At 56.6% G+C, this 16,583-nt stretch carries 14 protein-coding genes; 7 read left to right on the plus strand and 7 right to left on the minus strand.

Annotated features, from left to right (window positions below; translation table 11 throughout):
- The first annotated feature begins 109 nt into the window (after nucleotides 1–109).
- The 6 genes from ACLPGZ_RS08010 (at nucleotide 110) to ACLPGZ_RS08035 (ending at nucleotide 4,796) form a co-directional block, all read left to right on the plus strand.
- Nucleotides 110–736, plus strand: a complete 627-nt coding sequence (locus tag ACLPGZ_RS08010; protein WP_009457902.1) for an L-threonylcarbamoyladenylate synthase — start codon at nucleotides 110–112, stop codon at nucleotides 734–736.
- 159 nt (nucleotides 737–895) lie between these two features.
- A complete protein-coding gene (locus tag ACLPGZ_RS08015; protein WP_022983510.1) occupies nucleotides 896–1,546 on the plus strand; it encodes a site-2 protease family protein in 651 nt (216 codons plus the stop codon).
- A 79-nt stretch (nucleotides 1,547–1,625) separates the two neighbouring features.
- Complete coding sequence (dapA, locus tag ACLPGZ_RS08020) at nucleotides 1,626–2,531, plus strand: 4-hydroxy-tetrahydrodipicolinate synthase (RefSeq protein ID WP_009457899.1); 906 nt, start codon at nucleotides 1,626–1,628, stop codon at nucleotides 2,529–2,531.
- Nucleotides 2,528–3,661: an outer membrane protein assembly factor BamC gene (gene bamC, locus ACLPGZ_RS08025; protein WP_009457893.1), complete on the plus strand. Its 1,134-nt coding sequence runs from the start codon at nucleotides 2,528–2,530 to the stop codon at nucleotides 3,659–3,661. Before dapA ends, bamC begins: the two co-directional genes overlap by 4 nt.
- Before the next feature lie 429 nt (nucleotides 3,662–4,090).
- On the plus strand, nucleotides 4,091–4,411 hold the full coding sequence (locus ACLPGZ_RS08030) for a sigma factor-like helix-turn-helix DNA-binding protein (RefSeq protein WP_009457891.1): 321 nt from the start codon (nucleotides 4,091–4,093) through the stop codon (nucleotides 4,409–4,411).
- 10 nt (nucleotides 4,412–4,421) lie between these two features.
- Nucleotides 4,422–4,796: a FecR/PupR family sigma factor regulator gene (locus tag ACLPGZ_RS08035; protein ID WP_429641110.1), complete on the plus strand. Its 375-nt coding sequence runs from the start codon at nucleotides 4,422–4,424 to the stop codon at nucleotides 4,794–4,796.
- 16 nt (nucleotides 4,797–4,812) lie between these two features.
- On the opposite strand, the gene bioD is transcribed toward ACLPGZ_RS08035, so the two are convergent.
- From bioD to mutS, 7 genes are all read right to left on the minus strand, one after another.
- The gene (gene bioD, locus ACLPGZ_RS08040; RefSeq protein WP_415708961.1) at nucleotides 4,813–5,505 is read right to left on the minus strand and encodes a dethiobiotin synthase; all 693 of its coding nucleotides are present in this window, start codon (nucleotides 5,503–5,505) and stop codon (nucleotides 4,813–4,815) included.
- Entirely contained in the window at nucleotides 5,502–6,842 is a 1,341-nt protein-coding gene (gene bioA, locus ACLPGZ_RS08045) for an adenosylmethionine--8-amino-7-oxononanoate transaminase (protein WP_247965867.1), read from the minus strand. The genes bioD and bioA overlap by 4 nt, the downstream gene beginning before the upstream one ends.
- A gap of 6 nt (nucleotides 6,843–6,848) precedes the next feature.
- Nucleotides 6,849–8,015: an aminotransferase class I/II-fold pyridoxal phosphate-dependent enzyme gene (locus ACLPGZ_RS08050; RefSeq protein ID WP_429641111.1), complete on the minus strand. Its 1,167-nt coding sequence runs from the start codon at nucleotides 8,013–8,015 to the stop codon at nucleotides 6,849–6,851.
- A complete protein-coding gene (locus ACLPGZ_RS08055) occupies nucleotides 8,012–9,208 on the minus strand; it encodes a cytochrome P450 (protein ID WP_429641112.1) in 1,197 nt (398 codons plus the stop codon). The genes ACLPGZ_RS08050 and ACLPGZ_RS08055 overlap by 4 nt, the downstream gene beginning before the upstream one ends.
- Before the next feature lie 269 nt (nucleotides 9,209–9,477).
- Nucleotides 9,478–10,722, minus strand: a complete 1,245-nt coding sequence (locus tag ACLPGZ_RS08060; protein ID WP_115634127.1) for a benzoate/H(+) symporter BenE family transporter — start codon at nucleotides 10,720–10,722, stop codon at nucleotides 9,478–9,480.
- A gap of 467 nt (nucleotides 10,723–11,189) precedes the next feature.
- Entirely contained in the window at nucleotides 11,190–12,380 is a 1,191-nt protein-coding gene (locus ACLPGZ_RS08065) for a JmjC domain-containing protein (RefSeq protein WP_137431301.1), read from the minus strand.
- Nucleotides 12,381–12,616: 236 nt separating this feature from the next.
- Entirely contained in the window at nucleotides 12,617–15,253 is a 2,637-nt protein-coding gene (gene mutS / locus ACLPGZ_RS08070) for a DNA mismatch repair protein MutS (RefSeq protein ID WP_022983514.1), read from the minus strand.
- Between the two features lie 217 nt (nucleotides 15,254–15,470).
- Between mutS and ACLPGZ_RS08075 the strand changes: the two genes are divergently transcribed.
- Nucleotides 15,471–16,583, plus strand: coding sequence for a YncE family protein (locus ACLPGZ_RS08075; RefSeq protein ID WP_247965864.1), 1,113 nt, complete (start codon nucleotides 15,471–15,473; stop codon nucleotides 16,581–16,583).

The raw sequence follows: 16,583 nt of genomic DNA on the forward strand, positions 1-16,583 counted from the left end.
TGCAACACTCGTGCAAGAATACTTCGACCCTGAGTCTTGCTCCGGTCTTGCCGGTTAGAGCGTGACTCAGGTTTAATGATTTCCCCTCGTAATAGCAAGGAAGCGCGAAATGTCTCAATTATTCGTCGTTCATCCCGAAAATCCTCAACCCCGCGCATTGGCTCAAGCAGCCGAACTATTGGCTAAAGGAGGGCTGCTCGCCATTCCTACCGATTCCAGTTATGCCGTTGTCGCCCGCCTGGATGACAAGTCCGCCGCTGACAACCTGCGTCGTTTGCGTGGCTTGGATGATCGTCATCATCTGACCTTGCTGTGTCGTGATCTGGCCGAGATCAGCCACTTTGCCAAAGTGGATAACCCGCAGTATCGCTTGTTGAAGATGGCCACCCCTGGCCCGTGGACGTTCATTTTGGAAGCTACCAAGGAAGTGCCGCGCCGCGTGTCGCACCCTTCGCGCAAAACCATTGGTATTCGGGTGCCCGACCAGAAAGTGGCCCTGGCCCTGATGGAAGAAGTCGGCAGCCCCTTGATTTCCACCACGCTGATTCCTGAGGGCGAAGACGAACCCTTGAACGACGCCCAGGAAATTCTGGACCGTTATGCCCATCAGTTGGCGGCGGTTGTCGATGGTGGGCCTTGCCCCTTGCAGGCCACTACCGTGATCGATCTGACCGGGCCTACGCCGGAGGTGTTGCGTCGTGGCTCGGGTGATCCTGCCACTTTGGGCCTGTCCTGATCTGCGGGCTTGCACAAAACTCGCGTCCAGGTGCCTATCCGTGTTTCAATTCTGAACCTTGGGGCAGCACTCGCTGTCCCAATCAGACAGGCTGATGACAGGCGACTTATCGTCTTGAAAAAGTAGGAGATAAGTCCCCGGCCTGGACCAAGGATCACCATGGACTCTTTTATACAGACCTTGACGGTCTATGCTTTACCAGTCATTTTCGGTATTACGCTGCATGAAGCTGCCCACGGCTACGTCGCCCGTATGTTTGGCGACCCGACGGCCATGCTGGCCGGTCGCATCAGCCTGAACCCACTGCGTCATATCGACCCTATCGGCACGATTGTGGTGCCGGCGGTGCTGTTGCTGTCCAGCGCCATGATGGGCATGGGCGGCATTCTGTTTGGCTGGGCCAAACCCGTCCCTGTGGATTGGGGCCGCCTGCGCAATCCCAAGCGCGACATGCTCTGGGTTGCTCTGGCCGGACCGGCCTCCAATATGCTGATGGCTATTTTGTGGGTTCTGTATGCCCATCTGATGGTCAAGATCGGGCAGGGTGACAGCCGCTTCTGGATGGGCATGGCGGTGGCCGGTGTGCAGGTCAACCTGGTTCTGATGGCACTGAATCTGCTGCCTTTGCCGCCTTTGGATGGCGGGCGCATTGTATTTAGTCTATTGCCTAATCGTTTGGCCTATCATTATTCTCGTATCGAGCCTTATGGCATGGTCATTTTGATCCTGCTGATGTTTACCGGCGTACTGTGGACCCTGATGAGTCCCTTGATTGCGCTGGGCGAAGGCATATTGAAATGGTTCTTATGATTTAACGGCTTATCCGTTAAACTTGTGAGTCATATTTTTTTTCGGCTATAGGGCCTTAAACCCGGAGATTCATCTCATCATGGCAAGTTCGGACTCTGCTATTTCCAATTTTCAGGGCAGCATGGTTGCCCTTGTTACACCCATGGATCCCAATGGGGGTCTGGATTTTGCCGCTTACCGAAAGCTGATCGACTGGCACATTCAGGAAGGAACGCGTGTGCTGGTGGTCGTTGGAACCTCGGGCGAATCGCCCACGGTGTCGGTTGATGAGCACGCTGAACTGATCAAGGTAGCCGTTGAACACGCGGCTGGCCGTGTGCCCGTGATTGCCGGTGTGGGTGGCAACTCCACTCGCGAGGCCATCGAACTGTCGCGTCACGCCCAGGAAGTGGGTGCAGACGCCGGTTTGTCGGTGGTGCCTTACTACAACCGTCCTACTCAGGAAGGCATGTACCAGCACTTCCGCGCCATTGCAGAAGCGGTGGATCTGCCGCAGTTCCTGTACAACGTGCCGGGTCGTACCGTGGCTGATCTGCAGAACGACACCGTGTTGCGTCTGGCTCAAATCCCCAACATCATCGGTATCAAGGACGCAACGGGCGATCTGGCTCGTGGCGGCTTGCTGCTGCGTGATGCCCCCGAAGATTTCATAGTGGTCAGCGGCGATGATCCTACCGCTGCTTCGTATATCTTGCTGGGCGCCAAAGGCAATATCTCCGTGACAGCCAACGTGGCCCCACGTCTGATGAGCCAGTTGTGCCAGGCCGCTTTGGATATGGACGTACCGACGGTACGCCGTTTGAATGCCTATCTGGCAGGTCTGAACAAGAACCTGTTTGTTGAGGCTAACCCCATCCCCGTGAAATGGGCAGTTGCAGAAATGGGCCTTACTCAGCTGGGATATCGTTTACCATTGACGCCGTTAAATGCACAGCATCACGAGTTGCTGCGTCAATCTTTGAAACTTGCGGATCTTCTTCCATGATTGCAAAGCCAGTTAATAAAAGCCTGATCGGGCTGTCTTTGAGCCTGTTGGTGCTGTCGGGCTGCTCGACGATGGACCAGATTATGGGCCAGGGCGAGTCGGTTAATTACAAGAGTACGGTAGCAGGCGATCCCTTGAGCATTCCGCCGGATCTGACCCAGGCCAACCGCGACGCACATTACCGTGCGCCAGAAGGTGCCACGTCTTACTCGGTCTACTCGCAAGGTCAAACCGCGCAGCAGGCCAAGGGCGGTGCCGATACGATCCTGCCTCAGTCTGATGCCATCAAGGTGATGCGCGATGGCGATCTGCGCTGGCTGGTCGTAGACCGCCCCGTGGAAGACCTGTTCCCCCGCATCGTCGATTTCTGGGGTGAGCATGGTTTTACCATTCAGTCCCAGGATCCCCGTGCCGGCTTGATTCAGACCGACTGGGCTGAAAACCGCGCCAAGATTCCAGAAAGCTGGATACGCAGTGCCTTGGGTTCCATCATTGACCAGGTCTTTGATAGCGGCGAACGTGACCGCTTCCGTACCCGCTTTGAGCGCGTCGGCAACAAGACCGAAATCTATGTGTCCCACCAGCACATGGAAGAAACACCCACGGCAGACGGTTCCGCCTTTAAATGGGTGTTCGCCAAAGAAGATCCAGGTCTGAATGCGGCCATGCTGGCTCGCATGATGGTCTTCCTGGGCTCGGATATTGAAACAGCACGTGAACAAGTAGCCAACGCTTCCAAGGATCCTTCCAGCGTTCAGGTCCAGGCGTCGGACAAGGGCGATCAGGCTGAGTTGATGCTGAACGAGTCCTTTGATCGTGCATGGCGTCGTGTTGGCGTAGCCATCGACTCCGCCGGTTTCTCGGTTGAGGATCGTGACCGTTCCGCTGGCGAGTTCTTCATCCGCTATCTGGATTCGGATACCGGCGAGAAGATTGAGCAGCAAAACATCATTGGCCGCATCTTCGGCAGCCGCAACACCGCCGAAGCCACACCCTTCCGCATCAAGCTGAGCGCTCAAGGTGCTGGCACTCGCGTAACGGTGCTGGATCAGCAAGGTCAGGAGCAGACCACGCCGACAGCCAAGCGCATCATCAATGTGCTGTCTACCAATCTGCGCCCCGGCAACTGATTGTTTTGAGTCGGCCTGCGGGCCGTCTGGAAAAAGCCCTGGTTTCATGCCAGGGCTTTTTTTATGTCCTAGCCCTGTTCTGAATTACCTCGGCTCTTTTTCTCTTGTCAAAGAGGAGCCAATAGGGCCCAGGAATCTGGCGAGGTCAGCGCGATTAGCACTGGCTTTTCCTCTACAGAAGAAGAGGTCGTTGAGAGCATTTCCTGAAAGGACACAGTCTCATTTCCAGGCTACGCTGCGCTCTGTTTGTAGCGCCTGTATTGCGGTGCTCCCTGAAATGGTGCAAAGCCTTTCTTTGGCAGAGACTTGAGAGGGGCCATCTTTTATTTTGTGAGCAGAGTTAATCTTTCTTGAGCAGGGCTGGACTTTCTCTAAAACTGTAAAGATAATAGGAACCATTATCATTTAATGTGTTTTAGGGAGTGGCCCATGCTGAAATCGTTTTGCCGTAACGGTTTAAGTTTTTGCCTGCGTATGCTGCGTGGCACACAAGCCTCTGCTCACGCTCCTTCAGAACCGGGTGCTCGTATGCTGGCCATGATCGAGGCCTTGCCTCGTCGTCGTCGTGAAGCCTTTGTGCTGCATCGCTTCGAGGGCCTGAACTACAAAGAAATTGCGACACGCATGGGTACCAGCCCCCGAGTGGTTGAGCACTATATCCGCATGGCCATGTTGGCGTGCCGCCATAATCCGGCGCCGCTCAATCGGGCGGACGGGGCAGTGCCGCGTCCGGCTGGTTCGTATGTCTAAGGACGAGCACATGCAGCACATTGATGAGCAGGCCTTGAACTGGCTGCTCAAACAGCACGACCCCAAACATCAGAACGATGCCCGCAGCCAGTCTGCTTTCCGGGCCTGGTTATCCATTGATCCCGAGCATCAGGCCGCCTTCTTGCGCTGGAAGCTGGAGTGGGAAGCCATGGATGGAATCAGCGAGGAGCATCTGAGTCGTTTGCGTGCAAACTCCCGGCAAGCCGCAGGCGCGGCAGGGTCGGGGACATGGCGTCAACGTTTGCTAAATAGCTGTTTGGACGCCTGGTCCACCAACCCGGCCTTGCGCTTTGCCTTGGGTGGCGCCGTGTGTCTACTGCTAGGCGTGGCGTTTCTGGGGAGTGTAGGTAGCTACTTTCTATAAGCCTTGTGCAAAGCGCCTAGTTCTTATCTCCCCATGGCGAGCGTAAATATTGCGCAGCTTGCTGGATACGCTCATCCAGTGTTGTGGCTTCCAATCTGGGAATGACACCCAGGCAAGGGCTCGGCAGATAGTCATGCAGCGTTTGCAGGTTCTCCTGGGCATAACTCATCTCCGGCGCTATGTGGTTGGCGACCCAGCCCAGCAAGTTCAAGCCGCTGGCGCGTATGGCTTGAGCCGTCAGCAAAGCGTGATTCAAGGCACCCAAACGTAGACCGATAACCAGCACCACAGGTAGTTGCAAGACTTGCGCTAAATCTACGCCTGTCCGCCCTTGCCCCAAGGGCAGCATGAAGCCTCCTACTCCTTCAACGATTGCATAATCGGCCTGCTTCGCCACTGTTTGAATCGTTTTTTTGATCAGAGTCGGGTCTATTTCGATTCCTGCTTGTTCAGCCAGAATATGGGGTGCCGCAGCGGGCTTAAACAAGTACGGTGTCAGGGTTTCGGGAGCGAGCTTCAGGCTGGAATGCCGCGCCAGTGCATCCACATCTTCGTTCTGTAAACGTCCTTCTACCTCTGCGGCCCCCGAAGCAATGGGTTTGATGCCGAGCGTGCGCGCGCCGCTTTGGCTTAGTAAATGAAGTAAAGCCGAGCTGATCAGCGTTTTGCCAATTTCCGTATCGGTGCCCGTCACAAAGCAGGCCCTCATGCGTATTCCTTCAGCAGACGACCCAGCCCATGCAGGCAATGCTCCACCTCTTTTGTGCCCCAGAGATAGCCGGGCATCAGGTACACCGTATTGCCGATAGGGCGCAGCATCAGTCCCTGTTGCAAAGCAGAGCGGTAAAAGCGCCGGGCGAAGCCCTGGTGATCGTAGCGAGCTGGGCCCGTGTCCAGATCAAAGGCCCAGATTACCCCGCAGCGGCGCAGATGCTGCATCTTGGGATAGTGCCGGTTCAGTCTATGCAAACCTTCATCAAGTGCTTGTCCCAGCGTTTTTTGCAGCTCGTAGACGGGGTATTGCTGGAACAAGTCCAGCGTGGCCAGCGCGGCTCGGCAGGCCAGGGGATTGCCGGTATAAGAATGGGAATGCAGAAAGCCTCGGCGCAAGTCCTGGTCATAAAACCCTTGATAAATCGAGGGGCTGGATAGCACTACGGACAAGGGTAACGTGCCGCCGGTAATTCCCTTGGACAAGCACAGCAGGTCAGGCCAGATACCGGCCTGCTCGCAGGCAAAGAACGTGCCGGTACGGCCGCAACCCACGGCAATCTCGTCCAGGATCAAATGCACCTGATAGCGGTCACACAGCTCGCGCACGCCGCGTAGATAGTCGGGGGAGTGCATGTGCATGCCAGCCGCACATTGCACTAGCGGCTCCAGAATGACGGCGGCAATGTCCTGATGACCAGCCAGAATCTGCTCCAGCGAGCGCAATGCGTTTTCGGTGACCTGCGTGTGTTCGTCCGGGCTAGTGGCTTGACGCAGATCGGGGCTGGCTGCGGTGTATTGCTGGCCCAGTTGTGTGCCGTAGTTTTCCCGAAACAAGGGCACGTCGGTCACGGCCAGAGCACCCAGTGTTTCGCCGTGGTATCCCTGCGCGATGCCTACAAAGCGGTGCTTGTGTTCCTGGCCTTGGTTGCGCCAGTAGTGCACGCTCAGCTTCAGGGCAATCTCAACCGCGGAAGCACCGTCGCTGGCATAAAAAGCATGGCCTAAACGATGGCTGCTCAAGGCGGCCAATCGTTCGGAAAGCTGCACAACCGGCTCATGGGTCAGTCCGCAGAGCATGATGTGATCCAGTTGCTGAACCTGATCGCTAATGGCTTGCACTAGATGCGGGTGGCTATGGCCAAACAGATTCACCCACCAGGAGCTGATAGCGTCCAGATAGGCGTTGCCGTCGGCATCATGAAGCCAGGCGCCTTGGGCGCGTTTGATTGCCAGTAGCGGCACGCCTTGATCGTGATGCTGCATTTGAGTGCAAGGATGCCAGACCGCTTGCAGGCTGCGTTGGGCCAAAGGGGGAAAGGAGTTTGAGTTCATGGCAAATCACCGTAAAGAGTGGGCGGCTTCATGTAGTGCCTGGACTAGTTTTTCAATGTCCTGTTGCCGGTGGGCGGCAGACAGGGATATGCGTAATCGGGCTTGATGGCGGGGAACGGTAGGCGGACGTATGGCCGGTGCCCAAATACCTTTTTGCAGGAGGGTTTCGGCCAGTTGCAAAGCAGGTTCTACCTCGCCAATCAACAGGCTTTGCACGGGCGTATCGGAGGGAGCTAGACGCCAGGGCAGATCCTGGCTCAAGGTTTGCAGCGTCTGGATATGCTCTTTCAACAGGGTCCGCTGGGGCTGGGCTTGTTTGATCAGCTGCAGACAGGCCAGCAAGGACGCACAATGCGCCGGGGCCAAGCCGGTGCTGTACACATAGCTGCGGGCGGATTGCGTGAACCAGTCGGCCAGCTTGTGGGAGCAGGCAATAAATGCACCGCCTTGACCGGCCGCCTTGCCAAAAGTCCCCAGGTAAATAAGACGCCGACGCTGTGTGGTCGTGAGCTGGAATAGCTCAGGCGCTCCACGTCCGTTTTCACCCAAAATTCCCAGGCCATGTGCATCGTCCAGATACAGCAAGGCATCGTGGCGTTCGCATAAGGCGATCAGCTCATCGACCGGGGCTATTGTCCCGTCCATGCTGAACAGGCTGTCCGAGATCACCAGTTTGAAGCCTGGTGTTGGCCTGTCGAGCAAATCATCCAGCCGTGCCATATCCCTATGGGGATAGACACGTAAACGAGCGCCGGATAGGCGGCTGGCGTCAATCAGGCTGGCGTGGTTAAGCCTGTCACAAAAGATCGTGTCGCCCGTTCCGACCAGCGCGGGAATCACGCCCAGGCTGGCTTGATAACCGCTGACAAAAAGACGGCTGGCCTCGAAGCCACTCCATTCTGCCAGCTCCTGCTCCAGTGCTTCAGCCAGCGCATGATGCCCACAAATCAGCGGGGATGCCGTCGCTCCGGCGACGTCTTGTGTTTTAAGCAGTTTGAGTTGTGGATGCTGACTAAGGCCCAGATAGTCATTGCTGGCGAAATTCAGCAAGACCTGGCCATTGCGTTCGATATGGGCGATTGACAAGGGGCGGCTGATTGCTCTTTGGCGCCACAGTTTCCTGGTCTTCAAAGTCTCCAGTTGTTGATCCAGATGAACGAGAAAAGCACTCATGACTGTGCTGCCCGGTATTGAACCGGCAAGCGGTTCCAGCCCCGATAGGCGGGGAGCCGAATACGCTCACCTTGCGTCCATTGCAGGCGAGGGAGCAAAGGCAGGAATTGCTCAAGTACGAGCTTGGCTTCCAGCTGCACCAAACCGGCTCCCAGGCAATGATGAATTCCGTGTCCCATGGATAGCTCGGCCTGATTGTTGCGGCTGAAGTCCAGAGTGTCAGGATTGGCAAACACCGCCGGATCGCGGTTGGCAGCGCCCAAGAGCAAAAGCAGCAACTGCCCCTTGCGCAAATGCTGACCATGCCAGTGCTGGTCATGCATCAAACGTCTGGCTGTGTACTGAATCGGGCTGTCGTGACGCAGCACCTCTTTGATCGCGGCAGGAATTTTCTGCGGATTCGATAGCAAGTCCTGCAGCGTTGTGGAGTCGGCCAGCAGTGCTTGAAACAGGGAGCTAAGCAGATGCCGGGAGGTTTCATAACCTGCAAAGAGCAACATACAGGACTGTGCCAGGCGCTCGCGCCTGCCTTGAAGGGAAAGCTGCTCATCATGCAAAAGCCGCCAGGCCAACCCGCCTTCTTGCAGATTGGCACCGTTGCCTAGAAAGTCAGCCATATCCAGCAAGGCGTCCTGAGTGCTTCTTAGCAAAGGCATATCCGGCGTGGCTTGTCCGATAAAACCTGCCAGTTGCTCCGACCAGGCCTGAAACACCGATAAAGGCAGGTGCTGCAAACCGAGCACGTCCATCATGACCAAGGCGGGGAGCGGGCGACAGACCTCATCAACCAGATCCACTGAACCGTGCCGCAGCTTGTCTTTTAACTCCAGGTGGATGTGCGTAACGCGCTTTTCAATCGTGCTGTGCAGGGTTTCCAAAGCCTTCGCACTAAAAGCCGCATTCACTACTCGTCTGACGCGTGTGTGACGGGGGCGGTCCAGAAAGACCAGTGTCCTGGCCATCAAGCCCTTGAAGGCTTGCAAACGAGGGGAAGGATCAGCGCCAGCCTGGGCCACCCACCCGCCAACACGCCGCACACTTAAATCGGGATTGCGCAGGGCGGCTTGTACATCGCTGTGTCTATGAACTAACCACGCCCCACCGCAGAAATCCGCATCCCAAACCAAAGGCGGCCCCTGACGAAGACGGGCATAAGCCGCATAGGGTGACGCAAGATCGAAATCGCCAAACATGACACCGTTTCCTGAAGATCAAAGCCAGCGCAGGCTAGCACTTGAGCGTGGAAGAGGCAGTCAATAGATTGTGTCTATTAATTCTTACAGGGTTTTTTGCCTGCAGTAGGGCTAAGTTGCAGGTTTATAGTGCTTATTGATGGGTTTTTTGTGACTAGTTTTTACAATAAAATCAGTGGTATTCAAGGCAGTAATCCTGCATGGGCAAGGGGAATGTTTTTGCCATTCAGGCCAGAAACTCTGTTCTGGCCTGAATAGGTTTTTATGAGTTACCGCGCATCAGACGCCGCCGGAAGCCCCTCAGTACCCAGCTTTTCCGTTTTACGCTGCGGCAACTTTCCATTCAAAATAAAGTACGCCAGCAGACCGATCACCAGGCCCCAGAAAGCCCCGCCAATCCCGAACAGGGTGATATTGGCGGCTGATGCCAAAAAGGTAATCAAGGCTGCTTCACGCGATTTGACGTCTGCCATGGCTCCCGCCAGGCTGCCGCCAATGGTGCCCAACAAAGCCAAGCCCGCCAGCGTGGTAATAAAGCTTGCAGGGAAGGCCATGAACACAGCGGCCAGGGTTACTCCAAAAACGCCGACCAGAATGTAGAACACACCGGCGGCAATCCCGGCAACCCAGCGTTTGGAAGGATCCTGGTGCGCCTCCGGCCCGGTGCAGATAGCGGCGGTAATGGCGGCTACGTTCATGGCATGGGAGCCAAAAGGAGCCATGATCAACGAACCCAGTCCTGTCACCCAGACAATTGGGTTGGCACTGGTACGAAAACCGTCGTTACGCAGGACCAGCATGCCGGGCATGTATTGGCCGGTCAGCGTGATCAGGAATAAAGGCAAGGCGACGCTTAGCAAGGCATTCAGGGTGAATACTGGCATGGTGAATACCGGCGCGGCCAGTTCCAGTTTCAGACCACTCAGGTCTACGCGATGCTCCAGCAGCAGAAAGCTCAGGCCCAGGATCAGAATGCCGACCACTGCGTAGCGTGCGGAAAAGCGTTTGATGATCAGGTAGGCCAGAATCAGCAGACCTGCCAGTTTCGGGTCCAGTGTCATGCTGCCAAATGCGCCAATGCCAAATTGCAGCAGAATGCCGGCCAGCAGACCGGCAGCGATGCCGTTGGGGATCAGACGGATCAGGCGCTCGAAGTAGGAGGACAGGCCCAGGACCACAAAGGCCGCTGCCGAGATCAGGTAGGCGCCGACGGCTTCTTCATATGGCGTGGTGGCCAGAGCCGTAACCAGAAATGCAGCGGCGGGCGTGGACCAGGCGGTGATGATGGGTTCGCGCGAAACCCAGCTCAAGAGCAAACCGGTAACACCCACACCAATGGAAATTGACCAGACCCAGGAGGCGGTCAGCTCAGGGCTGAGGCCGGCTACTTTGGCGGCCTGGAAAACCAGAATAAAGGTGCCGCCGTAGTTGACGATGACCGAGATCAGACCGGCCACGATAGGCGGGATCAGGTCGCTGACTAGAGAGGATGAGGTCGATCGGGAGGTAGACATAGTGCTCTGCGCTTTCCAAAAGGAGAGATGACAAACGAGCACTATTTATAGCGATTAAATGGACTGGCCAGATAGGACGCTTTCTGGATGTAGGGCAGACCACTTTTGAGTTGGGTAGGTGCCTGACTAGATTGAGCGGGGTGGCTACGTGATTTTGAATGTGGCCCGAGCTGGATTGAAGCTCGGCTGCAAAGCCACTAATGGTGGCTTTATGACGAATTGCTCGTCTTGTGCATCGCGTTGTTCATGATAGTGCTTTTTCTTGCTGGATGGCGTGAATAAAATACTGTGGCAACTGCAACTGCAACTGCAACTGCAACTGCAACTGCAACTGCAACTGCAACTGCAACTGCAACCAGCAAATGTATCGGTTTTTCGATTCCTGAGGTGTTAGCAATAAAAAAGCGAAGCAGCTTGCAAGCTGCTCCGCTTCTTTTCTGAACTCGCCAGAGTTAGTGGCTCAGTGCTCAGTTTTCCTTGAACTGCAGCCAGCCGTCATCCAGCCAGGCATTCAGCATTTCGCGCTCATCTTCATCCAGGGCTTCGAAACTGTCGCCGGGGATCAAGAGTTCACGTTGGTCAGCCAATTGTTTCAGGGCCGGGCTGGCGGGGCAGGGGGCGACCTCACCGTTGATATACAGCTCATCGCCGCGATACATCATGCGCGAGCAGCGATCCAAAGCCAAGCGGCCTGCAGGCAGCTCGGGGTCATGCAGATCAACCGGGTCTTCGGCAATGTCGAACCAGCTATTACTGGGCAATTCGGTCAGCCAGACGCCCAGGAACCGTGAGGCCAATGCTTCGTCAAAACGAATGGCGTTCAAGGCATCCAGCGACTTCTGAACAAGCTTCTCCGGCAAGGCGGCAGGTGTGGTGCTGGCCTGGGCATCCGGGTCGGTGTAGCGCTGCTGCAGGCTCTCGGGCATGGGCATCGGTGGGTCGGCATACAAGCCAAAGCCTTCGCCACTGGCGGCGGCCAACTGATCCGAGGCGGCATCCATCAAACCACGGGCCAGCGTTGCCTGGGTAGGCGAGCGAAAGCCGATGGAAATCGTCATGCAGTCGCCAATTGCAATCCCGTCATGTGCCACGTGCGGGGGCAGATACAGCATGTCGCCGGGTTCCAGCGTGAACTCTTCTTCTACCTGGAAATTGCGCAGAATCTTCAAGGGCAAGTCGGGCACCAGGCTCAGGTCTTTTTGCTGGCTGATACGCCAGTGACGCTTGCCGTGGGCTTGCAGCAGGAACACATCGTAGCTGTCGAAGTGTGGGCCTACGCCACCGCCGTCAGAAGCAATGCTGATCATGGCGTCGTCCAGACGGGCATCGCCAATGAAGCGGAACTGACGCATCAGGGCGGCGGTGTTGTCGTCGTGCAGATCCACGCTTTGTGCCAGGGCGGTCCAGTTGGGCTGCGAGGCGGGCGGCAGCTCGTCAAAAGGCCCGGTTTCCATTTCCCAGTCTTCGCCGTCATGGATGATCAGGCGCGACTCGACTTCTTCACGCGTTACCAGCTCGCGGATATTGTCTATGCTCAGCGAGTGCTTGAAATTAGGGATGGCGCCGCGTATCAATAAAGGTTTGCGTTGCCAGTAGGTTTGCATGAACTCATGCGCGCTGATGCCGCCCAAAAGGGTCAATGGCTGGTCGATAGTCATGGACTGCCCGAACAAGAATTAAATTAGCCCGTAGCTTAACTGATCCGGCCTGTCCCGGTGTATGGCTAGCCTGCGTATCAGGCGTATCCAGCGCAAAGAATCCAGAGAAATACTCGCGATATCGAGTGATTGACTCACGGTAGGAGTCTAAGAATGATTGATTGTCGATCTGCTCGCCAACGGTCCTCGGAAAACCACATAAAAAAAGGAGCCTCTTGGGCTCCCTTCAGGACTGTTTAACCCGCCGCCTTCATCTCTTTTTTCCAGCGGTACAGCAAATCCAGGGCGTCGCGTGCGCTCAGGTCATCCACATCCAGTTGCTTGAACTGATCCAGCAGGTCCAGTGCTTTTTCTGTGGTCGGATCAGGCTCGGCGACCGTGGCTTCCGGAGCGCTGCCTGCATTGAACAAATCCAACTGTGCGCTAGGATCGTTTTGTGCTTCCAGACGGCTTAGCTCGCGACTGGCCTGACGGATGACCGCAGAGGGAATGCCGGCACGTTGTGCAACCTGAATCCCGTAGCTGCGGCTGGCGGGGCCTTCCTGAACTTCGTGCAGGAACACAATGCCGGAGGCCGATTCTGCGGCGGCCAAGTGCACGTTGGCAGCGGCAGGCAGCTCGTTGGGCAGGCGCGTGATTTCGAAATAGTGCGTGGCAAACAGGGTCAGTGCCTGATTGTGGCTGAGCAAGCGATGCGCGATGGACCAGGCCAGGGCCAGACCATCATAGGTGGAGGTGCCGCGACCAATTTCATCCATCAGCACCAGACTGTAGGGGGTGGCACCGGCCAGAATGGCTGCTGCTTCGGTCATTTCCATCATGAAGGTAGAGCGGCCACCGGCCAGATCATCCGCTGCACCGATACGGGTAAAGATGCGGTCGATCTGACCAATACGGGCTGTGCTTGCCGGTACAAAGCTACCGATGCGGGCCAGCAAGGCAATCAGGGCAACCTGACGCATATAGGTGGATTTACCGCCCATATTCGGGCCGGTAATCAGCAACATGCGACGTTGTGCGTGCATTTCACAATGGTTGGGCGTGAAGCGCTCGATGCTGTGCTCCACCACAGGGTGACGGCCTGCTTCAATCCAGATACCAGCCTGCTCGGTCAGCTCGGGGGCGACCCAATTATTGTCCAGTGCGTGCAAGGCCAGGGAGGACAGGGTATCCAGTTCGGCCAGGGCGCTGGAGCACAAGGCCAAGGGGCCTGCATAGCTTTGCAGCTTGTCCAGCAATTCATCGAACAGGAACTTCTCGCGGCTCAGACTGCGGTCCTTGGCGGACAGGACCTTGTCCTCCCACTCTTTCAATTCAGGCGTGATGAAGCGCTCGGCATTTTTCAGTGTCTGGCGGCGGCGGTAGTCGTCGGGGACCTTGTCGGCCTGACCGCGACTGACTTCAATAAAGAAGCCATGCACACGGTTATATTCGACGCGCAAGGTAGCAATGCCGGTGCGTTCGCGTTCGCGAGCTTCGATCTTTACCAGCACATCGCCGCTATCGCTGGCCAGGCTGCGTAGCTCGTCCAGATCCGCATCGTAGCCATCGGCAATGACACCACCATCGCGTATCAGCAAGGCGGGCTCGGAGGCGATGGCAGACTGCAGCAAGGAAGCCAGCTCCGGGTCCAGAGCCAGACTTAACAAATGCCCATGCAAGTGTTCAGACTGAGCAAAGTTCTGTTCCAGCTCCCGACGTAGTTCAGGCAGTGTCACCAGCGCATCGCGCAAGCTGGCCAGCTCCCGAGGACGCACGCTGCGTAGCGAAATACGCGTGGCAATACGCTCCAGGTCCGGGAAGCGGCGCAGGGCATGGCGCAGCACACCCAAAGGATCGCCTGCATTCAAGCTGGCGCTTTGCTGGGTTTGGAAGAACAGGGACACCACATCCTGACGCTGTTGAACGGCGTGGTTCAAGCGCAAGGGGTGATGCAGCCAGCGGCGCAGCAAACGGCTGCCCATGGGGGTCTGGCAATGATCCAGCGTGGAGAACAGGGTTGGGCTGGTTTCACCGCTAATGGTTTCGGTAATTTCCAGATTCTTGCGCGTGACGGCATCCAGCACCAGAAAGTCCGAGCTGTGCTGAACGCGGATAGCGGTGATGTGGACCAGGGACTGAGATTGTGTGCTGCCGACGTAACGCAGCAAGGCTCCGGCTGCCGCCGTCGCCGCAGGCAGATCGTCCAGACCAAAGCTGGCTAAAGAATCCAGGTCAAAATGGTCCAGCAAGGTTTCGCGTGAACCGTCCTGTGCAAAGTGCCAATCCGGCAGGGTGTGGCAGCTGGCTTGCGGCAGTTCCGGGGCAGGGCGCAGCGATTCGGGATAGACCAGTTCTACCGGGCCGATACGATTCAGCTCCGTATCCAGCATGTCGGGTTCGCACTGGCTGACCAGAAACTCGCCACTGGCCAGGTTCATCCAGGCCAGCCCCACCATTTCCTGACGTTGCACCTTGATCAGTGTGCAGGCGGCAATCAGGCGGTCTGCCTTGGGAGGCAACAAGGCGTCATCCGTCAGTGTGCCGGGGGTGACCACACGCATGATCTTGCGCTCGACCGGACCTTTGCTGGCAGCCGGGTCACCGACCTGCTCACAGATGGCGACGGATTCGCCCAAGGCCACCAAACGCGCCAGATAACCTTCCATGGCGTGAAAAGGCACACCGGCCATGGGGATAGGCTCGCCGTTGGAGGAACCGCGCTTGGTCAGCGTCAGGTTCAGCAGGCGAGCGCCGCGTTCGGCATCGGCGTAGAACATCTCATAGAAGTCCCCCATCCGATAGAACAGCAGATGCGAGCCAGCCTCCGCTTTGAGCTGAAGGTATTGACGCATCATGGGCGTGTGGGCGGACAGATCGGCAGCAGAAGTCATAGCGCAGTACAGGTCAGGGAATTCAACAACAAGGCCGCCCAGGAGGCGGCTGAGTCGATATTGTAGCGAGGGCAGTCAAGTGGGGGATAGGGAAGCGGCTGATTTAGTCCCGCGTGTTTCTCCTTAAGGTGCAGGGATATCCCGATTTTGAGCATGGAAGTGCTTAATGTAATAATACAAATGATAATCACTTCTATTTCTAACACGGGATATTGAAATGTTCACACGTCGCCTTGCTTTGTCTGTCTTGTCTGCCGCTTTGCTAAGTGCCGGATCTCTTGCCCACGCCCAGTCGTCCGAGGTGATCTCGCTGCCCTTGACGCCGGAGCTGGCGCAAAAGACGTCAATTACGGCAGAAGGGGCTTTGCGCAAGGATCTGGCTTACGGGGTTTATCAAACGGTTTACAGCCCGTTTGATAAGTCCTTGTATGTGGCTTCGGCAGAGCGTGCGCCTTCGGTTCGGGGTGGTGTGATCTATAAACTGGACCCCATCACCCTGGATGTGAAGGGGACGATTTATACCGATGAAAGTAACTTCGGCCTGGCGACGAACGCGTCGGGCGACACCCTGTACGTCACCAATAGTCTGGCTGCTGCCGTCTCCAAAGTTGAGCTGAAAGAGGACGGGAGCCTGGAGCGAGTCCGCTTTAGCAATACCAGTTTTGATGACACCAAAATGGGGCCACGCACGATTCGTCACGACCCCCAGCAAGGCCGTGTGTATGTGGGGGCCGTAGGTGCGCCGGCCGTGATCTGGGTGCTGGATGATCGTAATCTGGAACTGATCGACACCATTGAAAACGCAGGAAAATGGGTGACCGGTCTGCTGATAGATTCGGGATCGCATCGTCTGTATGCCGCCAATGGCGACGGCGAAGTGATGGTGATCAATACCCAAACCAACAAGATCGAACAGCGCTGGAAACCGGCTGGCGCCAAACCCGCCTTGCTCTTGAATTTTGCGCTGGATTCCAGGCGCAATCGTCTGTACGTGACCGAGACCAAAGACCAGAAAACCGTGTATGTGCTGGATGCCCGCAACGGCAAATTGCTGCAGGAACTGCCGGTGGGGGATGCCATGGATGTCTTGTATAACGCTGATCGCGACGAGCTGTATTTGACTCACCGCGAGCAAGGCAAAGTGTCTGTGCTGGATGGCGGCAGCTATGCGATCAAGGCGCAATACAACTTGCCTGATAACCCCAACAGCCTGGAGCTGGGCCCGGATAGCCAGTTGTACGTCACCGTTAAAGCTCCTTCCACTCCGCAGTACAAAGCCAGCAAGCGCGAAAGTGTGGTGCGTATTGACCTGAAGAACATCAAGGCTTGA

This window comes from Alcaligenes sp. Me129, from assembly GCF_050487245.1.
Classification (GTDB): Bacteria; Pseudomonadota; Gammaproteobacteria; order Burkholderiales; family Burkholderiaceae_B; genus Alcaligenes; species Alcaligenes phenolicus.

Excerpts from the sequence above, each read along its gene's own strand:
- ACLPGZ_RS08065 (WP_137431301.1), bottom strand. The coding sequence starts at position 12,380 with ATGACTATCGACCAGCCATTGACCCTTTTGGGCGGCATCAGCGCGCAT.
- ACLPGZ_RS08055 (WP_429641112.1), bottom strand. The coding sequence starts at position 9,208 with ATGTTTGGCGATTTCGATCTTGCGTCACCCTATGCGGCTTATGCCCGT.
- bamC (WP_009457893.1), top strand. The coding sequence starts at position 2,528 with ATGATTGCAAAGCCAGTTAATAAAAGCCTGATCGGGCTGTCTTTGAGC.
- ACLPGZ_RS08010 (WP_009457902.1), top strand. The coding sequence starts at position 110 with ATGTCTCAATTATTCGTCGTTCATCCCGAAAATCCTCAACCCCGCGCA.
- dapA (WP_009457899.1), top strand. The coding sequence starts at position 1,626 with ATGGCAAGTTCGGACTCTGCTATTTCCAATTTTCAGGGCAGCATGGTT.
- bioA (WP_247965867.1), bottom strand. The coding sequence starts at position 6,842 with ATGAACTCAAACTCCTTTCCCCCTTTGGCCCAACGCAGCCTGCAAGCG.
- ACLPGZ_RS08050 (WP_429641111.1), bottom strand. The coding sequence starts at position 8,015 with ATGAGTGCTTTTCTCGTTCATCTGGATCAACAACTGGAGACTTTGAAG.
- ACLPGZ_RS08060 (WP_115634127.1), bottom strand. The coding sequence starts at position 10,722 with ATGTCTACCTCCCGATCGACCTCATCCTCTCTAGTCAGCGACCTGATC.
- ACLPGZ_RS08075 (WP_247965864.1), top strand. The coding sequence starts at position 15,471 with ATGTTCACACGTCGCCTTGCTTTGTCTGTCTTGTCTGCCGCTTTGCTA.
- mutS (WP_022983514.1), bottom strand. The coding sequence starts at position 15,253 with ATGACTTCTGCTGCCGATCTGTCCGCCCACACGCCCATGATGCGTCAA.
- ACLPGZ_RS08015 (WP_022983510.1), top strand. The coding sequence starts at position 896 with ATGGACTCTTTTATACAGACCTTGACGGTCTATGCTTTACCAGTCATT.
- ACLPGZ_RS08030 (WP_009457891.1), top strand. The coding sequence starts at position 4,091 with ATGCTGAAATCGTTTTGCCGTAACGGTTTAAGTTTTTGCCTGCGTATG.
- bioD (WP_415708961.1), bottom strand. The coding sequence starts at position 5,505 with ATGAGGGCCTGCTTTGTGACGGGCACCGATACGGAAATTGGCAAAACG.
- ACLPGZ_RS08035 (WP_429641110.1), top strand. The coding sequence starts at position 4,422 with ATGCAGCACATTGATGAGCAGGCCTTGAACTGGCTGCTCAAACAGCAC.